The 22,345-nt window shown below is 70.5% G+C and carries 21 protein-coding genes; 15 read left to right on the top strand and 6 right to left on the bottom strand.

Annotated features, from left to right (window positions below):
• Window positions 1-25 precede the first annotated feature (25 nt).
• Genes NVU01S_RS39935 through fabG form a run of 15 tightly spaced genes read left to right on the top strand, consistent with a single transcriptional unit; the run spans window position 26 to window position 14,892 of the window.
• Complete coding sequence (locus NVU01S_RS39935) at window positions 26-676, top strand: phosphopantetheine-binding protein (RefSeq protein ID WP_052280936.1); 651 nt, start codon at window positions 26-28, stop codon at window positions 674-676.
• Between the two features lie 3 nt (window positions 677-679).
• Window positions 680-2,008 (top strand): beta-ketoacyl-[acyl-carrier-protein] synthase family protein, encoded by a 1,329-nt coding sequence (locus NVU01S_RS39940; protein ID WP_043675722.1) that lies wholly within the window; start codon window positions 680-682, stop codon window positions 2,006-2,008.
• The gene (locus NVU01S_RS39945; RefSeq protein WP_043675719.1) at window positions 2,001-3,308 is read left to right on the top strand and encodes a beta-ketoacyl-[acyl-carrier-protein] synthase family protein; all 1,308 of its coding nucleotides are present in this window, start codon (window positions 2,001-2,003) and stop codon (window positions 3,306-3,308) included. Before NVU01S_RS39940 ends, NVU01S_RS39945 begins: the two co-directional genes overlap by 8 nt.
• Window positions 3,308-3,796 carry a hotdog family protein gene (locus NVU01S_RS39950; protein ID WP_052280935.1) on the top strand — a complete coding sequence of 163 codons (489 nt, stop codon included), beginning with the start codon at window positions 3,308-3,310 and terminating at the stop codon, window positions 3,794-3,796. Before NVU01S_RS39945 ends, NVU01S_RS39950 begins: the two co-directional genes overlap by 1 nt.
• Complete coding sequence (locus NVU01S_RS39955; protein WP_052280934.1) at window positions 3,745-5,091, top strand: beta-ketoacyl-[acyl-carrier-protein] synthase family protein; 1,347 nt, start codon at window positions 3,745-3,747, stop codon at window positions 5,089-5,091. The genes NVU01S_RS39950 and NVU01S_RS39955 overlap by 52 nt, the downstream gene beginning before the upstream one ends.
• Before the next feature lie 14 nt (window positions 5,092-5,105).
• Window positions 5,106-6,443, top strand: a complete 1,338-nt coding sequence (locus NVU01S_RS39960) for a B12-binding domain-containing radical SAM protein (protein ID WP_052280933.1) — start codon at window positions 5,106-5,108, stop codon at window positions 6,441-6,443.
• Window positions 6,440-6,880, top strand: a complete 441-nt coding sequence (locus tag NVU01S_RS39965; protein WP_052280932.1) for a holo-ACP synthase — start codon at window positions 6,440-6,442, stop codon at window positions 6,878-6,880. Before NVU01S_RS39960 ends, NVU01S_RS39965 begins: the two co-directional genes overlap by 4 nt.
• Window positions 6,877-7,638 (top strand): SDR family NAD(P)-dependent oxidoreductase, encoded by a 762-nt coding sequence (locus tag NVU01S_RS39970; protein WP_043675846.1) that lies wholly within the window; start codon window positions 6,877-6,879, stop codon window positions 7,636-7,638. The genes NVU01S_RS39965 and NVU01S_RS39970 overlap by 4 nt, the downstream gene beginning before the upstream one ends.
• An 8-nt stretch (window positions 7,639-7,646) precedes the next feature.
• Complete coding sequence (locus tag NVU01S_RS39975; RefSeq protein WP_156161738.1) at window positions 7,647-8,129, top strand: 3-hydroxyacyl-ACP dehydratase FabZ family protein; 483 nt, start codon at window positions 7,647-7,649, stop codon at window positions 8,127-8,129.
• A complete protein-coding gene (locus NVU01S_RS39980; protein WP_082032203.1) occupies window positions 8,126-9,409 on the top strand; it encodes a beta-ketoacyl-[acyl-carrier-protein] synthase family protein in 1,284 nt (427 codons plus the stop codon). The genes NVU01S_RS39975 and NVU01S_RS39980 overlap by 4 nt, the downstream gene beginning before the upstream one ends.
• A 40-nt stretch (window positions 9,410-9,449) precedes the next feature.
• Window positions 9,450-10,205, top strand: coding sequence for an SDR family oxidoreductase (locus NVU01S_RS39985; protein ID WP_043675713.1), 756 nt, complete (start codon window positions 9,450-9,452; stop codon window positions 10,203-10,205).
• Between the two features lie 25 nt (window positions 10,206-10,230).
• Entirely contained in the window at window positions 10,231-11,052 is an 822-nt protein-coding gene (locus NVU01S_RS39990) for a class I SAM-dependent methyltransferase (protein WP_052280929.1), read from the top strand.
• Window positions 11,053-11,055: 3 nt separating this feature from the next.
• Window positions 11,056-11,814, top strand: coding sequence for an ABC transporter ATP-binding protein (locus tag NVU01S_RS39995; protein ID WP_082032202.1), 759 nt, complete (start codon window positions 11,056-11,058; stop codon window positions 11,812-11,814).
• On the top strand, window positions 11,811-14,168 hold the full coding sequence (locus NVU01S_RS40000; RefSeq protein WP_043675711.1) for an FtsX-like permease family protein: 2,358 nt from the start codon (window positions 11,811-11,813) through the stop codon (window positions 14,166-14,168). Before NVU01S_RS39995 ends, NVU01S_RS40000 begins: the two co-directional genes overlap by 4 nt.
• Window positions 14,169-14,187: 19 nt before the next feature.
• On the top strand, window positions 14,188-14,892 hold the full coding sequence (gene fabG, locus NVU01S_RS40005; protein WP_043675709.1) for a 3-oxoacyl-ACP reductase FabG: 705 nt from the start codon (window positions 14,188-14,190) through the stop codon (window positions 14,890-14,892).
• On the opposite strand, the gene NVU01S_RS40010 is transcribed toward fabG, so the two are convergent.
• From NVU01S_RS40010 to NVU01S_RS40035, 6 genes are all read right to left on the bottom strand, one after another.
• Entirely contained in the window at window positions 14,838-15,713 is an 876-nt protein-coding gene (locus NVU01S_RS40010; protein ID WP_156161737.1) for a response regulator transcription factor, read from the bottom strand. The two genes, fabG and NVU01S_RS40010, sit on opposite strands and share 55 nt — an antisense overlap.
• A gap of 151 nt (window positions 15,714-15,864) precedes the next feature.
• Window positions 15,865-18,051 (bottom strand): aminotransferase class III-fold pyridoxal phosphate-dependent enzyme, encoded by a 2,187-nt coding sequence (locus tag NVU01S_RS40015; protein ID WP_156161736.1) that lies wholly within the window; start codon window positions 18,049-18,051, stop codon window positions 15,865-15,867.
• A 261-nt stretch (window positions 18,052-18,312) separates the two neighbouring features.
• Entirely contained in the window at window positions 18,313-19,968 is a 1,656-nt protein-coding gene (locus NVU01S_RS40020) for a molybdopterin-dependent oxidoreductase (RefSeq protein WP_043675703.1), read from the bottom strand.
• 88 nt (window positions 19,969-20,056) lie between these two features.
• Window positions 20,057-20,767: an anti-sigma factor gene (locus tag NVU01S_RS40025; RefSeq protein WP_043675701.1), complete on the bottom strand. Its 711-nt coding sequence runs from the start codon at window positions 20,765-20,767 to the stop codon at window positions 20,057-20,059.
• Window positions 20,764-21,417, bottom strand: coding sequence for an ECF RNA polymerase sigma factor SigK (gene sigK / locus NVU01S_RS40030; RefSeq protein ID WP_043675834.1), 654 nt, complete (start codon window positions 21,415-21,417; stop codon window positions 20,764-20,766). Before sigK ends, NVU01S_RS40025 begins: the two co-directional genes overlap by 4 nt.
• Window positions 21,418-21,528: 111 nt before the next feature.
• Entirely contained in the window at window positions 21,529-22,170 is a 642-nt protein-coding gene (locus NVU01S_RS40035; RefSeq protein WP_175068946.1) for a fasciclin domain-containing protein, read from the bottom strand.
• Window positions 22,171-22,345: the final 175 nt, after the last annotated feature.

The following is a 22,345-nucleotide window of genomic DNA, read 5'->3' on the forward strand; positions in this document are numbered from 1 at the left end:
TCCGAGGAGGAACGCCGTGGGGTCCATGCTGAGTCCGGACGAATTGTCCGACATCGTGCGCAACGCGGTCGCGTTGGCACTGGCCGTCGAACTCGACGACGTGACATCGGACAAACTGCTGATTCCGGAGCTCGGCGCGGAATCGATCGACTTCCTGGACATCACGTTCCGGCTCGAGCAGTTCCTGCCGATCTCCGTGCCGCGCGACGATCTGAACGAACAGGCCGAGGATGTGTTCGGCGCGGGCGCCGCGGTCGACACCCTGCGCAGGCTCACCCCGCTCGGCGCATACCTGGTGCGCGAACGCCTGCTCGGCGTCGATCTCAGCAAGGTCGAGCCCGGCATGCGGGTCGAGGATGTGGCCGCGCTCTGGACGGTGCAGACCTGGAGCGGTCTGTGCCGACGGCTGCTGGACACGATCCCCGAGCAGTGCCCGTCCTGCGGCGGCGCTCGGGCCTTCCGCCGCAACGACGACGGTGAGTTCCACGCCGAATGTGACAGCTGCGGAACCGAACTCGTGGCGATCCCCGGCGACGAGCTGAACCAGAACTGGTTCGAGGAGATCCGCGAGCTCGACGAGGTCGCACGGCTGCTGGAGCAGAGCCGGGCACAGGCGGCCGCGGCCGAGGCCGCCACCGCACAGTCGGGCGCACCCGCCGGCGCGATCGCGGAGTGAGCGGTGTCCGGCGAAGCACCCACCCGCCGGGTGGTCGTCACGGCGGCGGAGATGGTGACCCCGCTCGGCTGGGACGCCGAGACGACCTTTCGTGGCTTCGTCGACGGCCGCTCCGGCATTCGCCCGACTTCGCGCTTCGATGCCTCCGGGCTCGGGTCCCGGGTCGCGGGTGAGGTCGCGGACGGATTTCTCGCCGCCGCGGCCTCCGCCGGGCACCTCACCGACGCCGGCCACGCGTTCGGCGCGGCGCTGCCCCGGGGCGTGCAACTGGGGCTCGCCGCGGGCGCCGCCGCGAAACACCGTGCCGGGCAGGTCGATACCGCACCCGAGCGGTTCGGCGTGTGCGTGGGATCGTCCGGGCAGATGTACGACATCGACGCGTTGGACGGGCTGCTGCACACCCGGCAACGCGCCGGAACGGCAGTCCCTGGAAAGGAATTCGTCGACCTGCTGGCCGCGCAGCGGCACAGCATGCGCAAGAACGCCGCCGCGGCGGCCCTGGCGCACGTCTGCGGCGCGGCCGGGCCCACCATGACGGTCTCGGCCACCTGTGCCTCCGGCACCCAGGCCATCGGCGAGGCCGCCCTGTGGATCCGCGAGGGCGATGCGGACATGGTGCTGGCGGGCGGCTGCGATTCGCTGCTCACCTTCCTCGGCATCTCCTCGTTCGACCTGCTCACCGCGCTGGCCACCCGGTTCAACGACCGGCCCGCCGCGGCCAGCCGCCCGTTCGACCGCAGGCGCTGCGGTTTCGTGATGGGTGAGGGCGCCGCGTTCGTCATGCTGGAAGAACTCGGGCACGCGCTGCGGCGCGGCGCGGTACCGCTGGCCGAGGTGGCCGGCTACGGCACCTCCTGCGACGCGTACCGGATCACCGACAGCCCGCCGCACGGGGAGGGGGCCGTACTGGCGATGTCGGGCGCCCTCGTCGACGGCGGGCTGCGGGCCGAGGACATCGACTACATCAGCGCGCACGGCACCTCGACGCTGATCAACGACCGAGCCGAAACCCGGGCCGTGCACAAGGTTTTCGGCGATCGGGCGGCCAGCATCCCGATCAGCTCGCAGAAGTCGATGATCGGCCACTCGATCGCGGCCGCGGGCGCGATCGAATGCGTCACCTGCCTGCACGTGCTGCGCACCGGTCAGCTGCCGCCCACCATCAACTACGAATACCCGGACCCGGATTGCGATCTGGACTATGTGCCGAACACCGCTCGGACACACGAGGTGCGCGTCGCGATGAGCAACTCGTTCGGGTTCGGCGGCCAGAACGCGAGCATCGTGCTGCGCCGGTGGCCCGGCCCGGCCGACGGTGACGGTCATGGGTGAACGCGTGGTGGTGACCGGCCTGGGCGCGGTGTCGGCACTGGGCAACGACCCGCGCACCCAGTGGCAGGCCTTGCTGCGCGGGGAATCCGGGGTGGCACCGCTGCGCGAGCTGGCCGAGCGCCTCACGCTGCGCGCCGGTGTCGACCGGCCCCTGGCGGCGGGCCGGGTGCACGGGATCGACCCGCGGGACTGGATCACCGATCGCAAGGCCGCCCGGGCCATGCGGCTGCACACGCATATGGCCTTCGCCGCCGCCGGTCAGGCGCTGACCTCGGCGAAACTGCATCGCGGCAACATGGACGGGGACGCGACGGGAATCACGCTCGGCGTCACGATGATCGACTACGACGTCGCCGATCTGGAGCCGGCCGCACGCCGATCCCGGCGCGAGAGCGGCGGATTCGACATCGATCGGTTCTGCGGCACCGGCTGGCGCGCGATCTCGCCCATGGTGTCGATCGTGATGCTGAACAACGCCACGCTGTGTCAGATCGCCATGCAGTACGGACTGCACGGGCCGAACGCCTCGTTCAGTCCGTTCGGGGAGGCGGGCGGGCAGGCGATCGGGGCCGCGGTGCGCATGCTCGCCGAGGGCGACGCCGAGGTCATGCTGGCCGGTGGTGTCAGCCCGCGGCTGAATCTCGCTGCGCTGCAACGCCTGCTCTACTTCGGTGTGGTCGCGCGGACCATCGATCCGGCGGCGGCCTCGTGCCGGCCGTTCGACCGCGACCGCACCGGCACCGTGCCCGGTGAAGGCGCTGCGGTACTGGTACTCGAGACCCTCGGCCACGCAAGGTCAAGGGGCGCACACGTGCTCGCCGAGGTGCTCGGCCACGGCGCGGCCCTCGGCGGGCCCGGCGGCCCGGAACCCTCGCCGCCGCGCCACGCGATCGAAGGTGCACTGGCCGCCGCGCTCGACGACAGCGCGCTGCCACCGCGGCGGATCGGCGCGGTGTACGCCGACGCGCCGGGCCTGCCCGCGGGCGATGCCACCGAGGCGGCCGCGATCGAGGCGGTACTCGGCGGGCACGTGCCGGTGACGGCGACCAAAGGAGCGACCGGACATCTGCTGGCGGCGGCGCTGCCGTGGCAGAGCGTCTTCGCCGTGCTCAGCCTGAACGAGCGCCGCATCCCCCCGATCGTGAATCTCCGGTACCCCGAACCGAATTCGGCCGTGGACCTGGTGCGGGACAAGCCACGGCGGCTACGCGGTGGCACCGCCGTCGCCTGTCTGGCCGCCGGGTTCCAGGGACAGAGCGAATGCGTCGTGTTCGGCGAGTTCGAGGCGAAGGGGACGTGATGCGGTTCCTGCTCTACGACCGGGTGCTCGAGGCGACCAAGGGCGAATCCATGGTCGCGGTCAAACATGTCACGCTCACCGAGGACCACCTGGGCGCCGGTTACGCGGGGCGCAGACTGCTCAGCGGTTCACTGCTGCTCGAGTCGATGGCCCAGGTGGCGGGCTGGCTGGTGCATTTCAGCACCGACTTCACGGTGTCGGCGTTCCTGTGCCTGATCGATCGCGCCGAGATCGTCGGCGAACTGCCGCCCGGCCGGGCCATGCGGGTGGAAGCACGCCTGCTCGGGCTGAGCAGGCGGTGGGCCCAGCTCAGCTGCGCGGCCTACGACGAGACCACGCCCCTCGCGCGCATCGCGCGGCTGAACTATGTGCTGCAAGACATTCGGGATCCGGCCGAGATCGCGGCCGAGGAGAACCGGTTCCGCTACTACTCCGGGTGGCCGGTGGAGCGGATCCGGTCCACGCCGAACAAGCCGGTGACGCCGTGAACCGGGTGGTCGTGACCGGGCTCGGCGCGGTCACCCCGATCGGGCTCGGCCACCGCGAGTTCTGGGCCAACCTGGTCGCGGGCCGCTCCGGGGAGGCGCCGATCACGCTCTTCGACGCCTCGTCGCTGCCGACCCGAATCGCCGCCGAGGTCGCCGATTTCGCGCTATCCGACTATTGGGACGGGCCGTTTCCGGCGGCACTGCACGCGGACCGGCAGGCGCGCTTCGCCCTCGCCGCCTGCGCCATGGCACTGGCCGACAGCGCCCTGACGAGCGCGGGCCGGTCGAGGCCGGTCGACACCCGCCGGGTCGGCCTGGTGCTCGGTGCCGGGCTCGGCCTGGTGCGCATGACCGATATCGCGAATCATCTCGACCACAGCGGCCGGTTCGCGCTGCCCAGCCCGCTGGCCGACGCGACGGCGATCGATCCGGTGTCACTGATCCGTGACCCGCAGGACCTGGTGGTCGGGCTGCTGGCCGCGCACCTCGGTGTCACCGGCCCGGCCACCGTGGTCACCTCCGCCTGTGCGGCCGGCGCGCACGCGATCGGCACCGCGTTCCGGCTGCTCCGGGGTGGCCGTCTGGACGTCGTGCTCTGCGGCGCAATGGATTCCATGATCAACCCGCTGGGCATGGCCGGGCTGGTCGCGCTCGGCGCGCCCTCCACCGACAACCTGCCCGGCCGGACCGGCCGGCCGTTCGACGCCACGCGCACCGGATTCGTGGTCGGCGAGGGCGCGGGCATGGTCGTGCTGGAGACCGAGGCGCACGCCCGCGCCCGGTCGGCGCCCTGGTACGCGGAGGTCGCGGGCTTCGGCAGATCCCTGGACGCACATAGGTTCACCGAACCCCATCCGGCCGGCGCGGGAGCCGCGCTGGCGATGCGTGCGGCAATGGCCGACGCGGACGTGCGCCCCGAGCAGGTGCAGCTGGTCAACGCGCACGGCACCGCGACACTGCTCAACGACCGCGTGGAGACCATCGCCATCAAACATGTCTTCGGCAGCGCGGCAGCCGATCTCGCGGTCACCGCGAACAAATCGATGACCGGTCACCTCATCGCCGCCTGCGGTGCGGTGGAATTCATCAGCACGGTGCTGAGCGTGCGCACCGGCACGGTGCCGCCGACCGTCAACTATCGCCATCGCGACGCCGAATGCGATCTCGACTACGTGCCGGGTACCGCGCGGCAGTTGCCGGTGCGGGTGGCGCTGACCAATTCGTTCGGCCTCGGCGGCCAGAACGGCACCTTGGTGGTGCGCCGGGCCGCCGACGACGTGCTGACACCAGTCTGAGAGGGGCGGCGCATATGCACGTGCTGTTCGTGAATCCCGACGTCCGGGACAAGAGCGTGATCTACGGCAACCGCATGCTCAATCCGGTGCCGGTGAACCTGGCCTACCGCGCCGCCATGACCGCGGTCGAGCACCGGGCCACCGTGCTCGACGAGAACGCCACCCCCATCACCGATTTCACCCGTTTCGCCGATATCGATCTGGTGGCGGTCACCTCGAAGTTCTTCGGCGAGCGACGCACCGGCGAGCTGGTGCGCGGATTCGGCGCGCTGGGCATACCGGTCGTCGTCGACGGGTACTTCCCCAGTTACGACCCGCAGGCCGAGCGGATCGGCGCGGCCTCGGTGGTGCGCGGCGAGGTCGAGCAGGTGTGGCCGCGGATACTCGAGGACGCCGGCCGCGGCCGGCTACGGCCCGTATATGCCGGCGGGCCGGTGGATCTGGCGACGCTGCCGCGCTACGGGCCCGAGCATCTGCCGCCGCACGACTACGTGTTCCCGGTCGAAGCGACCCGGGGCTGCCCCTTCTCGTGCAATTTCTGCATCGAGACCCGCTATCACCACGACCGCTTCCGTACCCGCCCGATCGAGCACGTGCTCGCGCAGATCGACGCGCGCAGGGGCGATTTCGTGCAGTTCTCCGATATCAACATCGTGGGCAACCCACGCTACGCCCGGACCCTGTTCACCGAACTCGCACCGCGACAGGTGCTGTGGGGCAGCCAGGCGACGATCACCATCGCCCAGCGTCCGGCGCTGGCCGAGGCGGCGGGCAGCGCCGGGTGCATGCTCGTCTTCCTGGGCCTGGAGTCGGTCCGTCCGCAGAACCTGGTCGCCTCGGACAAGAGCTGGAGCCGCCCGGCCGACTATCGCGCGCTCCTCGCCAGGCTGCACGACGCGGGCATCGGGGTGATCGGGTCGTTCGTCTTCGGCTTCGCCGGTGACACACCGGATGTGTTCGAACGGACCCTGGAGTTCGTTGTCGAGAACGAGATCGAGATCTGTCATTTCAACCCGCTCGGCAGCGGTCCGGGTGTACCGCTGCACGCGGAACATCTGCGCGCGGGCCGCATGATCGACCCCGGCCCCGGCGGGCCCTCGCATCTGCGGGCCTCGGTGGCTCCGGTGTCCATGACGGTCCGGCAGCTCGAGGACGGCCTCGAATACCTGTACACCCGAACCTATTCCCGGGAGCTGACCCGGTTGCGCCTGCGCCGGTACCGGGCGGACGCGGACCTGCCCGGCCCACGCGCCACCGCGAAGAAGCGGGCCGTCGTCGGCCTCAATCTGGCCTACCGCAGGGCGGTCGAGCGGCACTACGGAGCGACCGTCGGCGCGGAGCGACTGCCATGACCCGCACCGCATCGAATTCGGTGCTGCTTCCGGCGATTTCGGGCCCGGCGTGGTCGGCCGGGGTCGATATCGCGGCGGTCGGCCGGATACGGTCCTTACTCGCCACGGGAAATACGTTCTGCGAACGAGTGTTCCGACCGGACGAGATCGCCTACTGCACCGCATTCAGAGATCCCGCACCGCATTTCGCCGCCCGGTTCGGGGCCAAGGAAGCCACGCTGAAGGCCTTGCACCTCGGACTCGGGGTGCCCCCGGCGACCCGGCGGCTGCGCGATATCGAGGTACGCCGTACGACCGGCGCACCGCACCTGCTGCTGCACCACCGCATGGCGACGCTCGCGCGTCGGCGCGGACTCACCGGCGCCGCAGTGTCGTTGAGCCACGACGGCGACTATGCGCTCGCTTGGGTGCTGCTCGCCGGGCAGGGGTGCCGATGAACCGGCTGAACGATTCCGTCGCCCTGGTGACCGGCGCCGCGGGCGTCTTCGGTACGGCCATCGCCACCCGGTACGCCGAGGAGGGCGCCACGCTGGTGCTCACCGATGTCGACACGACCCGGTTGCAGGCGGCGGTGAAGGCTGTCGAAGCCGTTGCCGCCGCGCCGGTTTCCGCGTTCGTCGCCGACCTGACCGAACCCGCCGAGGTGACCCGCCTGTTCGCCCACACCGACGAGACATGGGGCCGGCTCGACGTGCTGATCAACAACGCGGGCGGCGCGCTGCGCTCGCCGCTGGTCTTCCACAACGACGCCGACTGGCGCCGGATGCTGCGGGTGAACCTCGATACCGTCTTCTATTGCAGCAGGCAGGCGGTGCGCCGGATGCTGCCCCGGCGCAGCGGCCGCATCATCAACGTCGCCTCCGCGCTCGGCTTGACCGGCGGCGCGGACGAAGTCGCGTACGCGACCGCGAAGGCGGCGGTGATCGGCTTCACCCGCAGCGTGGCGCAGGAGGTCGGGCGGCGCGGTGTCTGCGTCAACGCGATCTGCCCGACACTCGCCGACAGCGGGGTCAGCCGGGAGTACTTCGGCGGCTTCGAGGTCGATATCCGCGCGGTCGCCGCGTATCTCGCGCGCCGGGCGGCGATGCCGCGCCCGATCGCGCCGGAGGACGTCGCCGACGTCGCCGTTTTTCTCGGCGCTCGCGAGAGTGCCTACCTCAATGGGCAGGCCATTCTGGTCGGCGGAGTGGGATAGGAGTATCCGTGCGGTTTCTCATGGTCGACGCGATCACCGAAGTGGACGGCGGCCGCCGCGCCGTCGGCGTCAAGAACGCCGCGATGAGCGAGGACTACTTCGCCGACCACTTCCCGCAGCAGCCGATTCTGCCCGGCGTGCTGGTGCTGGAGGCGATGACCCAGCTGGCACGCTGGCTGGTGCTCACCCACAGCGAATTCCGCACCACGGTGGTGCTCAGCGCGGTGCAGCACAGCAAGTTCATCGACTTCGCGGTGCCCGGCGATCGGCTGACCGTCGAGGTGGACCGCATCGAGGGCGGGCACGGCGCGGGCCCGGGCCCCGGCGCGGAGCTGGACTTCCGGGGTGCCGCGCAGGCGCACGGCCGCAAGATCGCGACCGCGACCTTCCGCTGCCGGACCTACGCGCTCACCGAATTCGAGGATCCCGCGGCGACCCGCCGCCACTATCGAGTGCTGCGGCTCAACGGATCGAAGGTGAGCGGGCAATGAGGCATCGGGTGGCCGTCGTCGGCGCGGGCGTGCTGTCCTGCCTCGGTACCGACTATCGCCGGCAGTGGCGGCGAATCCTGGCGGCGGAGACCGGTTTACGGCGACGAGACGGCGACGGCCCGCCGGAGCTGGCCTATTTCGGCGCGGTGGACGATGCCGAGCACCCCGTCGCGCTCGCCGACCGCAAGCATCTCAAGCGCCTCACCAGGGCGTCCCGGCTGGGCGTGTACGCGGCCGATCTGGCGATCGCCGACGCGGGCGCGGTGTTCCGGGCCGCCGCGCCGCCGCGGCGCGGAATCTATATGGGCTCCAACGAGAACGAGGACGAGAAGAACTATCTCGACCGCTTCGCGCCGGTGCTGGCCGGTGCGCGACGCCCGGACGGCACCCTCGACTACACGCGGCTCGGCCAGGCGGCGCTGCGCCGGGCCAAACCCGATTTCCTGCTCTCTGGCCTGCCCAACGCCGCCCTGTGCCAGATCACCATCCGGCACGAGATCTGCGGCGCGAACAGCACCTTGGTCGACGGCTCGGCCATGGGACTGTGCGCGGTGGGCCGGGCCTTCCGTGCGGTGCGCGACGGCCGGGCCGACGTCGCGGTCTGCGGTGGCACCGACGCGGGCGCCGACGAATTCGCCCGCCTCGCGCTGCACGAGTTCGGGCTGACCTCGGCCTGCGCCGACGGTGCGCGCTCGGTTCGGCCGTACGACCGGCACCGGGACGGCTATATCTGCGCCGAGGGCGCGGCCGCCCTCGTCCTCGCCGATCTCGACCTGGCGCGGGCCAACGACGCGCACATCCTCGCCGAGATCGTCGGTTTCGGCGCCGCCACCGACCGGGGCCGCCCGCTGGCGCCCGACCCCGAGGGCAGCGGTGTGCGCGACGCGCTCGTACGGGCCGTGGCCGACGCTGCCATCGATCCCCGCGCGGTCGGCTACATCTATGGTCACGGCGATGCCACCGCGAGCGGCGATCGCTCCGAGCTGCACGGCATCGCGCAGGCGCTGGCGCGGCGAGACCGGTTGCGGCTCACCGGAACCAAGGCCGCGACCGGGCACATGGGCCCGGCCACCGATGTCGCCGAGATGGCGTTCGCCTGTCTGAGTGTGCGGGACGGCGTCGTCGCGCCGACGCTCAATCTCGGCGCGGCCGACGACGCGGCCCGCGCCGTCGAGATCGTCACGCATCGGCCGACCGCTCTGGACGCGCGGTTCGCGATCACGCTCAGCCGCAACGTGGACGGACCCGAGGTCGCCGCCGTGGTGCTCGGTAGCGCGTGAGCCCCGCACGGTGGCCTGCGAAACGGACGAAAGGCGAAGTATGACAGCGGATCTGGCAGGGCGGACCGTCTTGATCACCGGCGGTTCCCGCGGCATCGGCCGGGCGATCGCACTGGAGTTCGCCGACCGCGGCGCGGACGTGATCCTGACCTACTGGCGCAAACGATCCGCCGCACGCGAGGTCGTCACCGAGATCGAGCGAAAGGGCAGGCGCGCCCTCGCGCTCCGCGTCGACGTCGGTGAAAAAGAGCAGCTGAAACAGCTTTTCGCGGATATCGGGGAGCAGTGGGGCGCGGTGGACTTCTACATCAACAACGCCGCCTCGGCGATCATGAAACCGCTGTTCGCGCTGGAGACCCCGCACTGGCGCTACACCCTCGACACCAATATCACCGCGGCGCTGTTCGGTTGCCGCGCGGCGTACGCGCTCATGCCGCAGGGGCGCGGCGCCATCGTGCTGCTGTCGAGCATGGGCAGCCGCCGCTACCTGCCCAGCTACGGCGGCTTGGGCGTGTGCAAGGCGGCGATCGAATCGATGGGGCGTTATCTGGCCGTGGAACTCGCGCCGGGCGTGAACGTCAACACCGTCTGCGGCGGGCTCATCGAAACCGATTCGGTCCGCGCGCTCGCGGGCGCGGACGAATGGGTGCGCCAGGTCGCCGAGGCCGGCCCGATGCGCCGGATCGGCACGCCCGAAGATCTGGCCAAGGTCGTCGCCTTCCTGTGCACCGACGACGCGAGCTGGATCCGGGGCCAGACCATCGTCGCCGACGGTGGCGCCTCACTCACATCCTGAGCTCAGACGACTAGGAGATGCTCTCGTGCGCACCGTGATCGAGGAAACCCGCGACATCTACGACCTGACCCACCGGCAGATCACGCTCACGCCGTCCGGGCAGGCCATGATGGCCTATCTCTGGCAGGACCGGGGCGGCTATGTCGGCCAGCTGAGCTGGACCACCCGCGATCAGCTGCGCGAGATCGCGCACACCGCGGGCTTGGCGCCGGGCCAGACCGTGCTCGATCTCTGCTGCGGCACCGGCGGTATCGCGCGCTACCTCGCCGAGACGACCGGTGCCACGCTCACCGGCCTCGACTACTCCGAGCCCGCGATCGAGATCGCCCGCCGCGCCCCCGCCGCGGTCCCGATCCGGTTCGACCACGGGGATGCCCGCGAACTGCCCTACGCCGCCGCCACATTCGACGCTGTGGTGAGCGTGGACAGTCTGGTCATCGTGCCGGACCGGCACCGCGTGCTCACCGAATGCGCCAGGGTGCTGAAACCCGGCGGCCGCCTGGCTTTCACCGACGAGGTGCTCACCGGTCCGATCCCGCGCGACCCGGCGACGTTGCGCGCCTTGACCGTCTACGGTCGCCTGTTCGCGCAGACACCGGCCGGCTATCGGCGGCTGCTCGCGCACGCCGGATTCACCGATATCGAGGTCCAGGACAGCACCGAGATGTTCGTCGCGATCAACGAGCGCTGGGCCGAATCGTATCGGCGCTTCGCGGTGCAGGGCCGCGAGATCCTGGGCGACAAGCTGTTCGAGGACGGACTCGGCTTCTTCGAGACGCTCGCCGCGCAGGGGGCGGCGGGCCGGCTCGGACAGGTTCGCGTCCACGCCACACGCCGGACCGGGTAGTCGATGACCCGCTCCCCCGGCCCCGATCACCGCGCGACCACCATGCCCTCGGCCACCACACTCGCGGTGCTGCACGGTGTTTCGAAGACCTTCGGCAGTGCGGACACGGCCGTGCACGCGCTGGCCGAGTGTGACCTGACCATCGCGGCGGGCGAATTGCTCGTCGTGCTGGGCCCTTCGGGCTCGGGCAAGACCACGCTGCTCAATGTGCTCGGCGGGATCGAGACCCCGACCACCGGGGTGATCAGCATCGACGGGCACACCCTCACCGACCTGGACGCGAAGGGCATGGCGGGGCTGCGCCGCACCGCGCTGAGTTTCGTCTACCAGTTCTTCAACCTCGTGCCGACGCTCACGGTGGCCGAGAACATCGCCGTGCTGGCCGAATTGACCGGCGGACCGGTCGGCGCCCGGGTACACGACGTGTTGACCCAGGTCGGCTTGGCCGATTGCGCGGATCGTTTCCCGGCCCAGCTCTCGGGCGGTCAGCAGCAGCGGGTCGCGATCGCGCGGGCGCTGGTGAACCGGCCGCGGCTGCTGCTGTGCGACGAACCGACGGGCGCGCTGGACCTCGACACCGGACGCAGCGTGCTGGCCCTGCTGCAACGCCTCTGCCACCGGGCCGACCACGCAGTCGTGCTCGTCACGCACAACCAGGCGATCGCCGCCATCGCCGACCGGGTGCTGCGCATGCGGTCCGGGCGGATCGTCGCCGACCTCCAACAGGCCGCTCCCCTGCCCGCCGACGAGGTCACCTGGTGACCCGGCATCCGACACTGCACCGGAAACTGTTGCGCGACATCCGCGCCCAGTGGCCACAGTTCGCCGCGCAGACGATGATCATCATGCTCGGCGTGGCGCTGTTCACCGCGTCCTACGGGGCCTACCGGAATTTGAACGCCTCCTACGACGGCACCTTCGAGACGGAACGTTTCGCCGATGTCTGGGTGAGCGGCGGGGACACGGCCGCACTCGCGGCCGCGGCGAACGCCCTGCCGGGGGTCGCGGATGCGGTCGTGCGCGCGCAGGTCGATCTGCCGCTGCGGGTCGGGGCGGACAAGCTGCGCGGCCGCGTCGTCGGCCTGCCCGCCGACCGGCCGCCCGCGGTGAATGCCCCGACGCTGCTGTCCGGGCACTACCCGGGCGCGAACGAGGTCCTGGTCGAACACCATATGGCCGAGCACTTCGGGTTACGCAGCGGCGCAACGCTGTCCGTGCTCGGGCCCGGCGGGTGGCGCGAGGTGACCGTCGCCGGCGTGGCCTCCTCGGCCGAATACCTCTGGCCCGCGCGCAGCCGCCGCGACATGTTCCCGCTGCCAGATAATTTCGGCGTCCTCTTCGCCGCAGCGCCGCTGGCGACCGCGCTGGCCGGCGGCGCCGCCGAGCAAGTGCTGCTCCGCTTCGCCGAACCGCCGAGTTCCGACGCGCTCACCCGCATTCGGGAACTGGCCGCCGCGCACGGCGCGACGGAGGTGCTCACCCGGGCGGAACAACCGTCGAACTGGTTGCTGCGCATGGATATCGACGCCTTCGGTCAGCTCGCCTATCTGTTTCCGCTGCTGTTCTCGAGTGTCGCCGGTCTGGTGTCGTATGTGCTGCTGCACCGGCGGGTGCGGGCCGAGCGCCCGGTGATCGGCGTGCTGCTGGCCGGCGGCGTGTCGCGCGCGACGCTGCTGTGGCACTACCTGCAGTACGGGATCGTGGCGGGACTGGCCGGCGCATTCGGCGGAATCCTGGTGGGGCTCGCCGGATCCGGCGCGTTGAGCCGGGTCTACCTCCGGGCGATCGACCTGCCCGCGTCCGCGGCGGTCGTCGAGGTCGCGCCGATCACCCTGATCGGCGCGCTGCTGTTCGGTGTCGCGGCGGGCGCACTCGGCGCGCTCGCCCCAGCCCTACTCGCCTTCCGCACACCGCCCGCGGCGGCGATGCGCGGCACCCCGCCGCCGGGGCCGGGCCGAATCAGCCTGCTGGAGCAGGTGATTCCGGTGTTGCGCCGGCTACCGGCCCGCTGGCTGCTGGTACTGCGCGCGATCGGGCGCAGTCCGCGGCGCACCTGGAGCACCGTGCTCGGCACCGCGCTGTCCCTGGTGGTCATGCTCACCTCGTGGACGATGCTCGACACCATGACCGAGGCGTTGGACGTGTCCTTCCATCAGGTGCAAACCGCCGACGCACGAGTCGATTTCACCGTCCCGGTCGACCAGCGCCGCCTCGCCGAGCTCACCGGGGCCGCGGGTGTCGCCGCCGCCGAACCGATGGTGCAGCTGCCGATCACCCTCGCCGCGAACCGCGCCACCTATGCGACCGTGCTGATCGCGCTGCCGCGTGACACCACGATGCACGGACTGCGGCCGGTGCCGGGGAGCCCGGCCGTCCGGCCGGAGCGCGGCCTGCTGGTCGGCAAGGGCGTCCGGCAGCTGCTCGGCGTCTCGACCGGCGACCTCGTCGAGGTCGAAGTGCCTGGCGCGCAAGCGGTTCGCGTGCCGATCGCGGGGGTGCTGGACGAACCGATCGGCACCTTCGCCTATTGCACGCTCGAGCAGCTCGATGCGCTTGCCGGTGCGCCGGTGCCGATCAACTCCGCCCTGCTTCGCCTCGCACCGCACGCCGACCCCGACCAGGTCCGGCGTGCACTGTCCGAGCGGCCCGGTGTCGCGGCCTACGAGGATCTCGACGAGGTGAACCGGTTGATCGACCGGTACGCCGGATTCTTCTTCGTGTTCATCGGCGTGATGCTGGCCCTGGGCGGGCTGATGGCGTTCGCGATCATCTTCACCACCATGTCGATCAATATCGTCGAGCGGCGGCGCGAGGTCGGCGTACTGCGTGCCGGAGGGATGCCGCACGGCATGCTCGCGCGCCTGATCACCGGGGAGAACCTGCTGCTGACCCTGCTCGGCATCGGGCCGGGCCTGGTGCTCGGGGTGCTCGGCGGGCACAGCTTCCTGTCCACCTACGCCAACGACCAGTTCCAGCTGGATCTGGTGGTCCGCCCCGGCACGCTCGGCAGCGCGGCACTGGTCGTGCTGTGCGTGGCGACCGTGTCGCTGCTGCCCGGACTGCGGGCCGTGCGCGGCCTCGACCTCGCCGCGGTGCTGCGCGAACGATCCGATTGAGTCGCCAGGAGGTGCGCTGATGAACCATTCCGCCTTCGTCACCGGTGGTAATCGCGGGATCGGGCTGGCCATCGCCCGTGAGCTCGCGCGCGGCGGCAAACCGGTGGCGGTCTCGATGCGCAAGGGCGCGCCGCCCGACGGATTGTTCGGCGTCGCTTGCGATGTCACCGACGAACAGCAGGTCGACGCGGCGTTCGCGCTGATCGAACAGGAGCTCGGACCCGTCGATGTGCTGGTCGCCAACGCGGGCATCACCAGGGACGTACTGCTGGCGGCGATGACCGAGGACGAGTTCGCGTCGGTGGTGGACACCAACCTGGTCGGCGCGTTCCGGGTGATCAACCGGGCGGCGCGGACCATGATCCGGCAGCGGCGCGGCCGGATCATCCTGGTGTCGTCGGTGACGGCGCTGCTCGGCTCGGCGGGGCAGACGAACTACGCCGCCTCCAAGGCGGGCCTGATCGGGCTGGCCCGGTCGCTGGTGCGGGAACTGGGCGCGCGCAACATCACGGTCAATGTGGTCGCCCCCGGATTCGTGGACACCGATATGACCGCGTCGCTCACCCCGCAGTGGCGCGCCGAGGTCACCAAGAAGATTCCGCTCGGCCGGATCGCCGCGGCCGCCGAGATCGCCAGGGTGGTGGGGTTTCTCGCCGGTGCGGACGCGGGCTACATCACCGGCGCGGTGATTCCGGTGGACGGCGGACTCGGCATGGGCCACTGACGGCCACTGCGCAGCGCGGCACGGTCGTCGTCGTGCCCGTTGCCCGCGGCGCCGGCCTCGAGCAGCGCGATCAAACCGGTCTCGTAGGCCACCGCGACGGCCTGCCCACGCGTGCCGACCGCCAGCTTCTGCAGCACGTGATGCACGTGGCTGCGCACGGTGGTCGCCGAAACCGAGAGTTGCCGGGCGATTTCGGCATTCGAGCGGCCGTGCGCGAGCAGCCCGAGCACCTCGGCCTCGCGCCGGGTCAGGCTGCCGGCCACCTGCATATCGGAGTTGCGCGCCACCGCGGGCGCGACGACGTGGTCGAGGCCGCCGACGATCTGCGGCGGCACCACGAGCCGGTTGCCGACCGCCACCACCCGGATGGCGCACAGCAGCTCGAACGGCGAGCAGCCCGAGGAGAGCAGTCCCCGCACGCCCGCACGCACCAGCTTGACCGCACGCGCGACGTCTTCCTCCGCCATCACCATTATCACCTTCGCGGCCGCGACGAGCTCGGCCAGGCGGTGCTTTCCTTCGACGGCGCCGACGAGCAGCACGACGTCGGGTGCGTGCGCCCGGACGGCCCCGAGCAGGGCGTGGCCGCCCGAAACGTCGTCCACCACATCGATATCCGGCTCACGGTCGAACTGGGCGCACAGCCCTCTGCGCATCAGGGCGCTGTCCGCGCAGACCACGACACGGATGGTCACCTGCCGGTGCGCCGCGGCGCCGGAGCCGCGGCCCTCGTTCACCGCCGGAACAGGGACGAGTGGCGCGAGTGTGCCGCGCGATTGCGGTGCGGCGTGATCTGCTGGATCGGTTCCATTGCGTGACAAGACATCTCACGCTCCCATCATTCCCAGCGAATGTTCACCAGGGTAGCACGTAAACAGTTCGACCATCGCTTTGTTCCACTGACGATGGAATGTACAAATCAACGATTTTATCTGTGCACGTTGTCGTTTCACCGGACGCGATAATCCGTTCTCATTCCGGGGACCGCGCTTTTCGATCACCGTATCCTTCCCGCATCCTTGCGATGCCCGCCGCGATTTCCCGCCCGATCGTGCCCGCCGCCGCGGCGAGCGTGGTGCGATCCACGGTCCACCGCGGCAGTCGTTCCAGAAACTCCCCGACTCGCGCCATGGCGGCGATCAACTCGTCCGCATCCGCGCCGGCGGTACTCGGCGCTATCCGCATTTGCAGCGTAATTGCCCCGCATCGCCGCATGATCAAACGCGCGATCACCGCCTCGGCGTAATTCTGGACCGACGGGCGGGGCTGCGCGCCGATCGCCCGCGGGGACAGCACGAACCTGCCGAGCAGACCGACCCGGCGATAGCCCGCGAACAGCGGGGCGCGTGCCGCGCGCCGCAGCATCTCCTCCATGGCCGCGGCCACCTGCGCCGCTCGATGCCGGTCCGATTCCGCCGCCACGATCGCCGCACAGGCCAGACCGGCCGCCAGATCGTTGCGATAGTGCGTGCGCAGCCACTGCGCGGTGTCCGGCGCGGCCTGCGACAACTGCTCGAACACCGCCGCGGACAGCACCGTCGCGCCGATGGGGATCAGCGCGTCGCTCAGCGCCTTCGACAGGGCGACCATATCCGGCCGGAAACCGCGCCCGGTACAGGTCAGGAAATGGTCGATATCGCAGCGCCAGAAACCGCTGAATATCTCGTCGACCCCGACCAGGAAACCGGCGCTCGCGCGGTGCCGCTCGATCTCGTCGAGCACGCCGGGCGATATCTCGAGGCAGTCGTAACCCTGCACGAGTTCCAGCCAGACCAGCGCGAGGTCGTCGCGGCGCAGTGCCTGCCGCAGGGCGGCGGTGTCCTCGGGAGCCACCTCGAGCACGTCGACCGGGTAAGGGCTGAAAGCATTGTGGTCGCGGTCGCGGAAGAACGAACTGGTCCGGCTCAAGGCCAGTGAGAGCGGGCCCTTCCCGGAATAGTTGCCGCGCAACGTGAGTACGGTCGTGCGGCCGGGTCGGCAGCACAGCGCGGTGAGCACCGCGTTGTCGACGGCGCTCTGCCCGCTCACCGCGGGCAACAGGAACGGCAGCCCGGTCAGGCGCGCGAGTTCGCTTTCCAGGCGCGAGGTTTCGTCACCGGCGCCCGCCGTGCGGATCACCTCGACCGACTGCACGTTGTGCCCGCGGAACGCGGGACCGGTGCCGGACGCCAGATCCGTATAGCCGCGAGCGCCCCGCCGATAGGTGACGCCCTCGGCCCGGTCGAAGGTGACGTTGATCGCCGCGAGATCGATCGCCCTGGTCTGCCAGGTGTTGGCGTGCATGCGCAGGCGGGCGCTGCGGGTCGCGCCGCTGTGCCGCATGCGCTCGATCGCCGCGCGTTCGTGGCGGCCGGTCGGGCGCCAGCGAATCACGTTCTCGCACAGCAGCTGCATGGCGAGCCCGTTACCGCCGAAGGTCGACACGTGCGCGATGCTGTCCATGGTGTTGTTCCACAGCGCGAACATGTCCCTGGTGAACGAGACCGTGCCACAGGGCATCTCGTTGCCGACACAGACCTCGCCGAGAAAGGCGAGATCGGCGCAGGTCGCGGCGGCGCGCCAGGGCGCAAGCGCGCCTTCGCCGCCGAGCAGGCCCCAGGCGACCGGGCGCCCTTTCGCCCGCTCCGCCGCCAGTGTGCCGCGCAGCGCGGCCGCCTCGTCTGCCGAAAGGCCGTCGAGGACCACCACATACGCATCCCACCCGGTGGCGAGCAGACCCGAGAACTCCGCGGCGGAGTCCACGATCCGCATGCCGTCGGCGACGAGCGCACGCAGCCCGGGCACCGCGTGACCGAAGGCGTAGTACGCGGTCCCGGTAGGGTCCAGCACGAGCATGCGGCAGTGACCTCCGGCGGCGCGGCGATTGTGCCGATTGCGCAGGTATTTCGCCACGGTGCCGAGCGCCTCGACACCGGAATTCACGAACACCGAATGCCATGCGACGCCGGTGGTGTCGCCACTGCTGAGCAAGCGATGCAGCAGATAGGCCGCGACGACGCCGTCCGGCGGCACATACGTGCTCGCCAGCACCATGTTCGGCGAGCGCGCGGCAACCCGTTCGGCCAGTATTTCGCGGACCCGATCGGCGGCGCCGGGAAATACGCCCGGAAGGTGTCGCGGCGATCCTCGGGAGCCTTCCGGAGCTACGCCAGTGGACATTGCCACGCTCCTTGCTGAACTCATCCGAGGTGCGGCGGTGGCTCGCTGAAACCGCCCGTCCACTTATCGTGGACATGATCAATTGGTGTCAGAATAACCGCGGTGCATCGGGTCATCATCGGACGAATGATGAGCCGGATATCAACACTTGTCGGATAAGCCCGCGATACTGGTACGATCGCGTACCCCGCACTGTGCCAATAGTTTCGGCACCGGCGTCGAATTCACGTCACGGTCGCGGAAATACGGTCCGGCGCGTATTCACCCGACGGTGACGACACGACTGTGCCAGCCGGTCGAGCCGTCGGGGAACGGCGGTGCGCGATGGTCGGTCTGGGTGATCCCGGCGCGGTCGGTCGCGCGCACGCGCAAGGTGTGCGTGCCGGGTTCGGCGCGCCAGCGCCACGTCCACTGCCGCCAGGTGTCGAGGGAGTATTCCGCGGCCAGCGTGGCCGGTTGCCACGGCTGATCGTCGACCTGCACCTCGACCGCATCGATACCGCGGTGCTGGGCCCAGGCGACACCGGCGACCACGACCTCCCCGGCGGGCACGGTCGCGAAGGAGGCGGGCACGTCGATCCGGGACGCGGTCTTGATGGGCGCCTGTGCGGCCCAGTCCCGTTCGGTCCAGTACGCCTCGGCGCGGTCGAACCGGGTGAGTTCGAGGTCGATCACCCATTTGGTGGCCGAGACGTAGCCATAGAGACCGGGCACGATGAGCCGGGCCGGGTAGCCGTGCGCGATGGGCAGCGGCGCGCCGTTCATGCCCACCGCGAGCAAGGCGTCCCGGCCGTCCAGGACCGCCGAAACCGGTGTGCCCGCGGTGAATCCGTCGACGCTGCGGGACAGCAGCATATCGGCCTCGGGGCGCACGCCCACCTCGGCCAGCAGCTCGGCCAACGGATATCCGGTCCACACGGCGGTGCCCGCCAGCTCGCCGCCGACCTCGTTGGAGACACACGTCAGGGTGATCATGCGCTGCACCGCGGTTCGCCGCCGCAGTGCGTCGAAATCCCACTCCCGGGGCCGCTCCACCAACCCGTGCACCCGCAGCCGCCATTCGTCACTGGTCAGCGCAGGCAGTTGCAAAGCCGTATCGACCCGATAGAACCGATCATTGGGCGTCACGAACTCGGTCAGCCCCGAAACCCGCGGCGCCACTTCGGGACTCGGCGCTGCCGCTGCCTGCGCCCGCGGCACCACGAACTTCGCCCGATCCGCCAGCACATCCCGCAACCGCGTCCCGATCCACTGCCCGGCCACCCCCGCGCCCACCGCAACCGCCCCCACCCCGGCCGCGAGCGCCAGAAACCGCCGCCGCGAACGACGCTCCGGCGGCGCACCCGCGCTCGGAACGTGCGCGGCACCGGTCATCTTCCGGTCCGGTGCGGCCGTCCCGTCGTCGCGCGGAACCGCTTCGGCTCCAGCAGGTTTCGCGACCGACGCCCTCGCGGCTCGGGTGAGCAGGCGCAGGGCCAGGACTCCGGCGACCACGCCGACCACGGTCGGCACAGCGAACAGTGGTGTGGCGGTGGGGCGTTCGAGCGCCGCGCCGAGGACTACCGCGCCGAGTAGTACCAGTAGCGCGGTGCCGAGGGGGCGTTTGCGTTCCAGTACGCCGAGGACGGCGGCGAAGAGCAGCATCACGGCGGCCATCGAAAGGAACAGGGCGAGTTTGTCGTTGCTGCCGAAGCGGCGGATCGCGGCGTCCTTCAGTGCGTGCGGGGTGTGGTCGACCACCGACGCGCCCATCGCGTAGAAGGGCGAGGCGGCCGGATCGAGCACGGCGGCGACGAGATGGCCGACGCCGAGCACGGTCAGCGCCGCGAGCACCCCGGCGAGCGCGGCCGCAAGGATACCGCGTGCGGGGCGCTCGGCGACCGCATTCGGATATGGCTGTGCCACACTCTGTTTCATGGTTCGCTCCTTTATCGAGCGTGGGCGAATAGAACTCCGCCGGGCGCGACGCCGCCGATCCGCTACGAATCCCGCTCCGAATTACGGATCAGGCGAGCCCGATCTTCGCGATGGCGTCCCCGGTCGGCTTCGGGGAACCGGTGGCCGGTTCGTCGGTGACGGCCAGGACGTCGACGGCGGCGAAGCGCGTCACCACGGCCGGACCGCTGGGCAGCTCGGTCATCACACCGACCGAGCGCGTCGCCCCGTCGGTGGCCACCAGCCACATCTGATAGGCGCGCCCCGGCGCGGGCGCGGGAACATCCTCGAAAGACGCGGTGGCGGCCCCGATTCCGGCCGAGGTGGACACGACGAGCCGGCCGCCGCCCGCGACCGGCGCGGACCGGGTCAGCACGTCCGGCTGGGCGAGCACCACCTGTGCGGTGATCCCGGACGGCGGCTGCGTGCTGTGGCGGTACACCACCGCACCCGCACCGATCGCGACGACCACGGCGGCGGCCGCCGCCACCCAGCGCAGTCGCCCGATCCCCCGCGCGGCCGGTGCGCCGGCGGAGGTGTCCAGCGCCCGCAGCAACGTGGCCTCCAGCGTCGGCGGCGGCGCCGTGGCATCGAGTACGGTCAACGCCGCCAACGTTTCCCGCACCCCGGACACGATCGTGGCGAAGGCGGCGGCGACGGCCGGGTCGGCGTCGCGCAGCCGGTGCTCGATGGTGCGCCGCTCGAGCTCGGCGACCGCGTCCATGGCGTACGGGTAGGCCAGATCGAGCAGATCCCTGCCGGACCGCTCGGTGTCGTTCATCGGGTATCACTCCCTGTCAGGCAATTCTCCAGCCGTTTCAATCCGTCCCGGATCCGGCTCTTGATGGTGGGCAGCGGCACCGCCAGATGGTCGGCCACCTCGCTGTAGGTGCGGCCGCTGTAGTAGGCCAGCGCGACGGCCTGGCGCTGGATCTCGGTCAGCGTGTCCAGGCAGTCCAGTACCGACTGCTCGTCGAAGCGCTGCCCGACCTCCTCGGCGACGACATCGTGGTCGCGGCCCAGATGTGCTTGGCCGTAAGCGATATCGCGGGTGGCGGCGGACTGTTCCCGGCGCACCCGGTCCACCGCCCGCCGGTGGGTCAGCATCATCAGCCACCCCATCGGACTGGACAGCTTGCGGTCGTAACCCGCCGCCAGCGACCAGACCTGCAGATACACCTCCTGGGTGATCTCCTCGGCCGCGGCGTGGCTGCGCAGGATGCGCAGCGCCAGGCCGAACACCCGGTGGCTGGTCGCCCGATAGAACTCGGTGAACGCGTCCCGATCGCCGGACGCCACCGTGTCCAGCAGCCCGAGCAGCCGCCGGGTCAGCGCCGCTTCCTCGGGATTGTCCCGGGGCGGACAGGACGGTCCGCCGTCGCCGCCGGTGCGGCGCAGGCGGATCGCGGTGAGCTTCGGATCCTCCGGCATGGTCACCTCCCCGTTCCACCGCAGGTAAGGGCGAAAAGGGTGGGGATCTGCGACAGCAACACGTCGAGCTCGACTCCTGAGGGGAGGGACCATTGGCGGACAGTGGGCAGATCAGGCAGCGGGCGGCATGAGCACGGTATCGATCATGTACACAGTGGCATTGGCGGTTTTGACGCCGCCGCAGATCACCGACGCGTTGCCGACCTTGATGTCGTCACCGGTGCGCGCGACCGTCACGGTATCGCCCTGGACGGTCTTGTGCGTGCCCGCGATGCGATCCGGACCGACCTGGCCCGGCACCACGTGATAGGTGAGGATCTTGGTGAGCGTGGCCGAGTCGGTCTTCAGCGAATCCACCGTGGCCGGATCGATTTTCGCGAACGCCGCGTCGACCGGGGCGAACACCGTGAACTGGCCGCCGTTGAGCGTATCGACCAGATTCACCTGCGGGTTGAGTTTGCCGGATACGGCCGCGACCAGCGTGGTCAGCAGCGGATTGTGCGAGGCCGCGGTCGCCACCGGGTCCTGCGCCATCCCGCTGACCGAACCCGCACCGGTCGGTACCTGCTGGGCGTAGGCCGCGCAACCCGGGCCGACCAGATCGCCCGCGGCGGCGGCCGCGGACGTCGTCATCGCCGCCGAGGACGAGGTCTCGGCAGCCGTATCGGACTTGTCGGACGAGCAGGCCGACGCGCCGGCCAGCGCCGCGCTGAGCACCATCGCTGCCACGACCGAACGTCGCATAACTGTCATCGTTGTCTTTCGCTTCCGTCGAGACGGCTCGCAGCCGTACTGGGGAGTGGACGGAACGGAATTCGCCTGGCCGACAGCGGCGGATGGGTCGAGTTCGGGACGAGTTTCGGCAGGCGGCGGACAAATGCGTCCGGCCCGGTGGAGTGGACTCCACCGGGCCGGACGCTGGGCTGTG

Origin of the sequence: Nocardia vulneris (assembly GCF_001613425.1) — a bacterium.
Taxonomy (GTDB): domain Bacteria; phylum Actinomycetota; class Actinomycetes; order Mycobacteriales; family Mycobacteriaceae; genus Nocardia; species Nocardia vulneris.

Excerpts from the sequence above, each read along its gene's own strand:
- sigK (WP_043675834.1), bottom strand. The coding sequence starts at position 21,417 with ATGCCGGAGGATCCGAAGCTCACCGCGATCCGCCTGCGCCGCACCGGC.
- NVU01S_RS40025 (WP_043675701.1), bottom strand. The coding sequence starts at position 20,767 with ATGAACGACACCGAGCGGTCCGGCAGGGATCTGCTCGATCTGGCCTAC.
- NVU01S_RS39950 (WP_052280935.1), top strand. The coding sequence starts at position 3,308 with ATGCGGTTCCTGCTCTACGACCGGGTGCTCGAGGCGACCAAGGGCGAA.
- NVU01S_RS40015 (WP_156161736.1), bottom strand. The coding sequence starts at position 18,051 with ATGTCCACTGGCGTAGCTCCGGAAGGCTCCCGAGGATCGCCGCGACAC.
- NVU01S_RS39995 (WP_082032202.1), top strand. The coding sequence starts at position 11,056 with ATGACCCGCTCCCCCGGCCCCGATCACCGCGCGACCACCATGCCCTCG.
- fabG (WP_043675709.1), top strand. The coding sequence starts at position 14,188 with ATGAACCATTCCGCCTTCGTCACCGGTGGTAATCGCGGGATCGGGCTG.
- NVU01S_RS39985 (WP_043675713.1), top strand. The coding sequence starts at position 9,450 with ATGACAGCGGATCTGGCAGGGCGGACCGTCTTGATCACCGGCGGTTCC.
- NVU01S_RS39935 (WP_052280936.1), top strand. The coding sequence starts at position 26 with ATGCTGAGTCCGGACGAATTGTCCGACATCGTGCGCAACGCGGTCGCG.
- NVU01S_RS39965 (WP_052280932.1), top strand. The coding sequence starts at position 6,440 with ATGACCCGCACCGCATCGAATTCGGTGCTGCTTCCGGCGATTTCGGGC.
- NVU01S_RS40020 (WP_043675703.1), bottom strand. The coding sequence starts at position 19,968 with ATGAAACAGAGTGTGGCACAGCCATATCCGAATGCGGTCGCCGAGCGC.
- NVU01S_RS40035 (WP_175068946.1), bottom strand. The coding sequence starts at position 22,170 with ATGACAGTTATGCGACGTTCGGTCGTGGCAGCGATGGTGCTCAGCGCG.
- NVU01S_RS39945 (WP_043675719.1), top strand. The coding sequence starts at position 2,001 with ATGGGTGAACGCGTGGTGGTGACCGGCCTGGGCGCGGTGTCGGCACTG.
- NVU01S_RS39980 (WP_082032203.1), top strand. The coding sequence starts at position 8,126 with ATGAGGCATCGGGTGGCCGTCGTCGGCGCGGGCGTGCTGTCCTGCCTC.
- NVU01S_RS39970 (WP_043675846.1), top strand. The coding sequence starts at position 6,877 with ATGAACCGGCTGAACGATTCCGTCGCCCTGGTGACCGGCGCCGCGGGC.
- NVU01S_RS39960 (WP_052280933.1), top strand. The coding sequence starts at position 5,106 with ATGCACGTGCTGTTCGTGAATCCCGACGTCCGGGACAAGAGCGTGATC.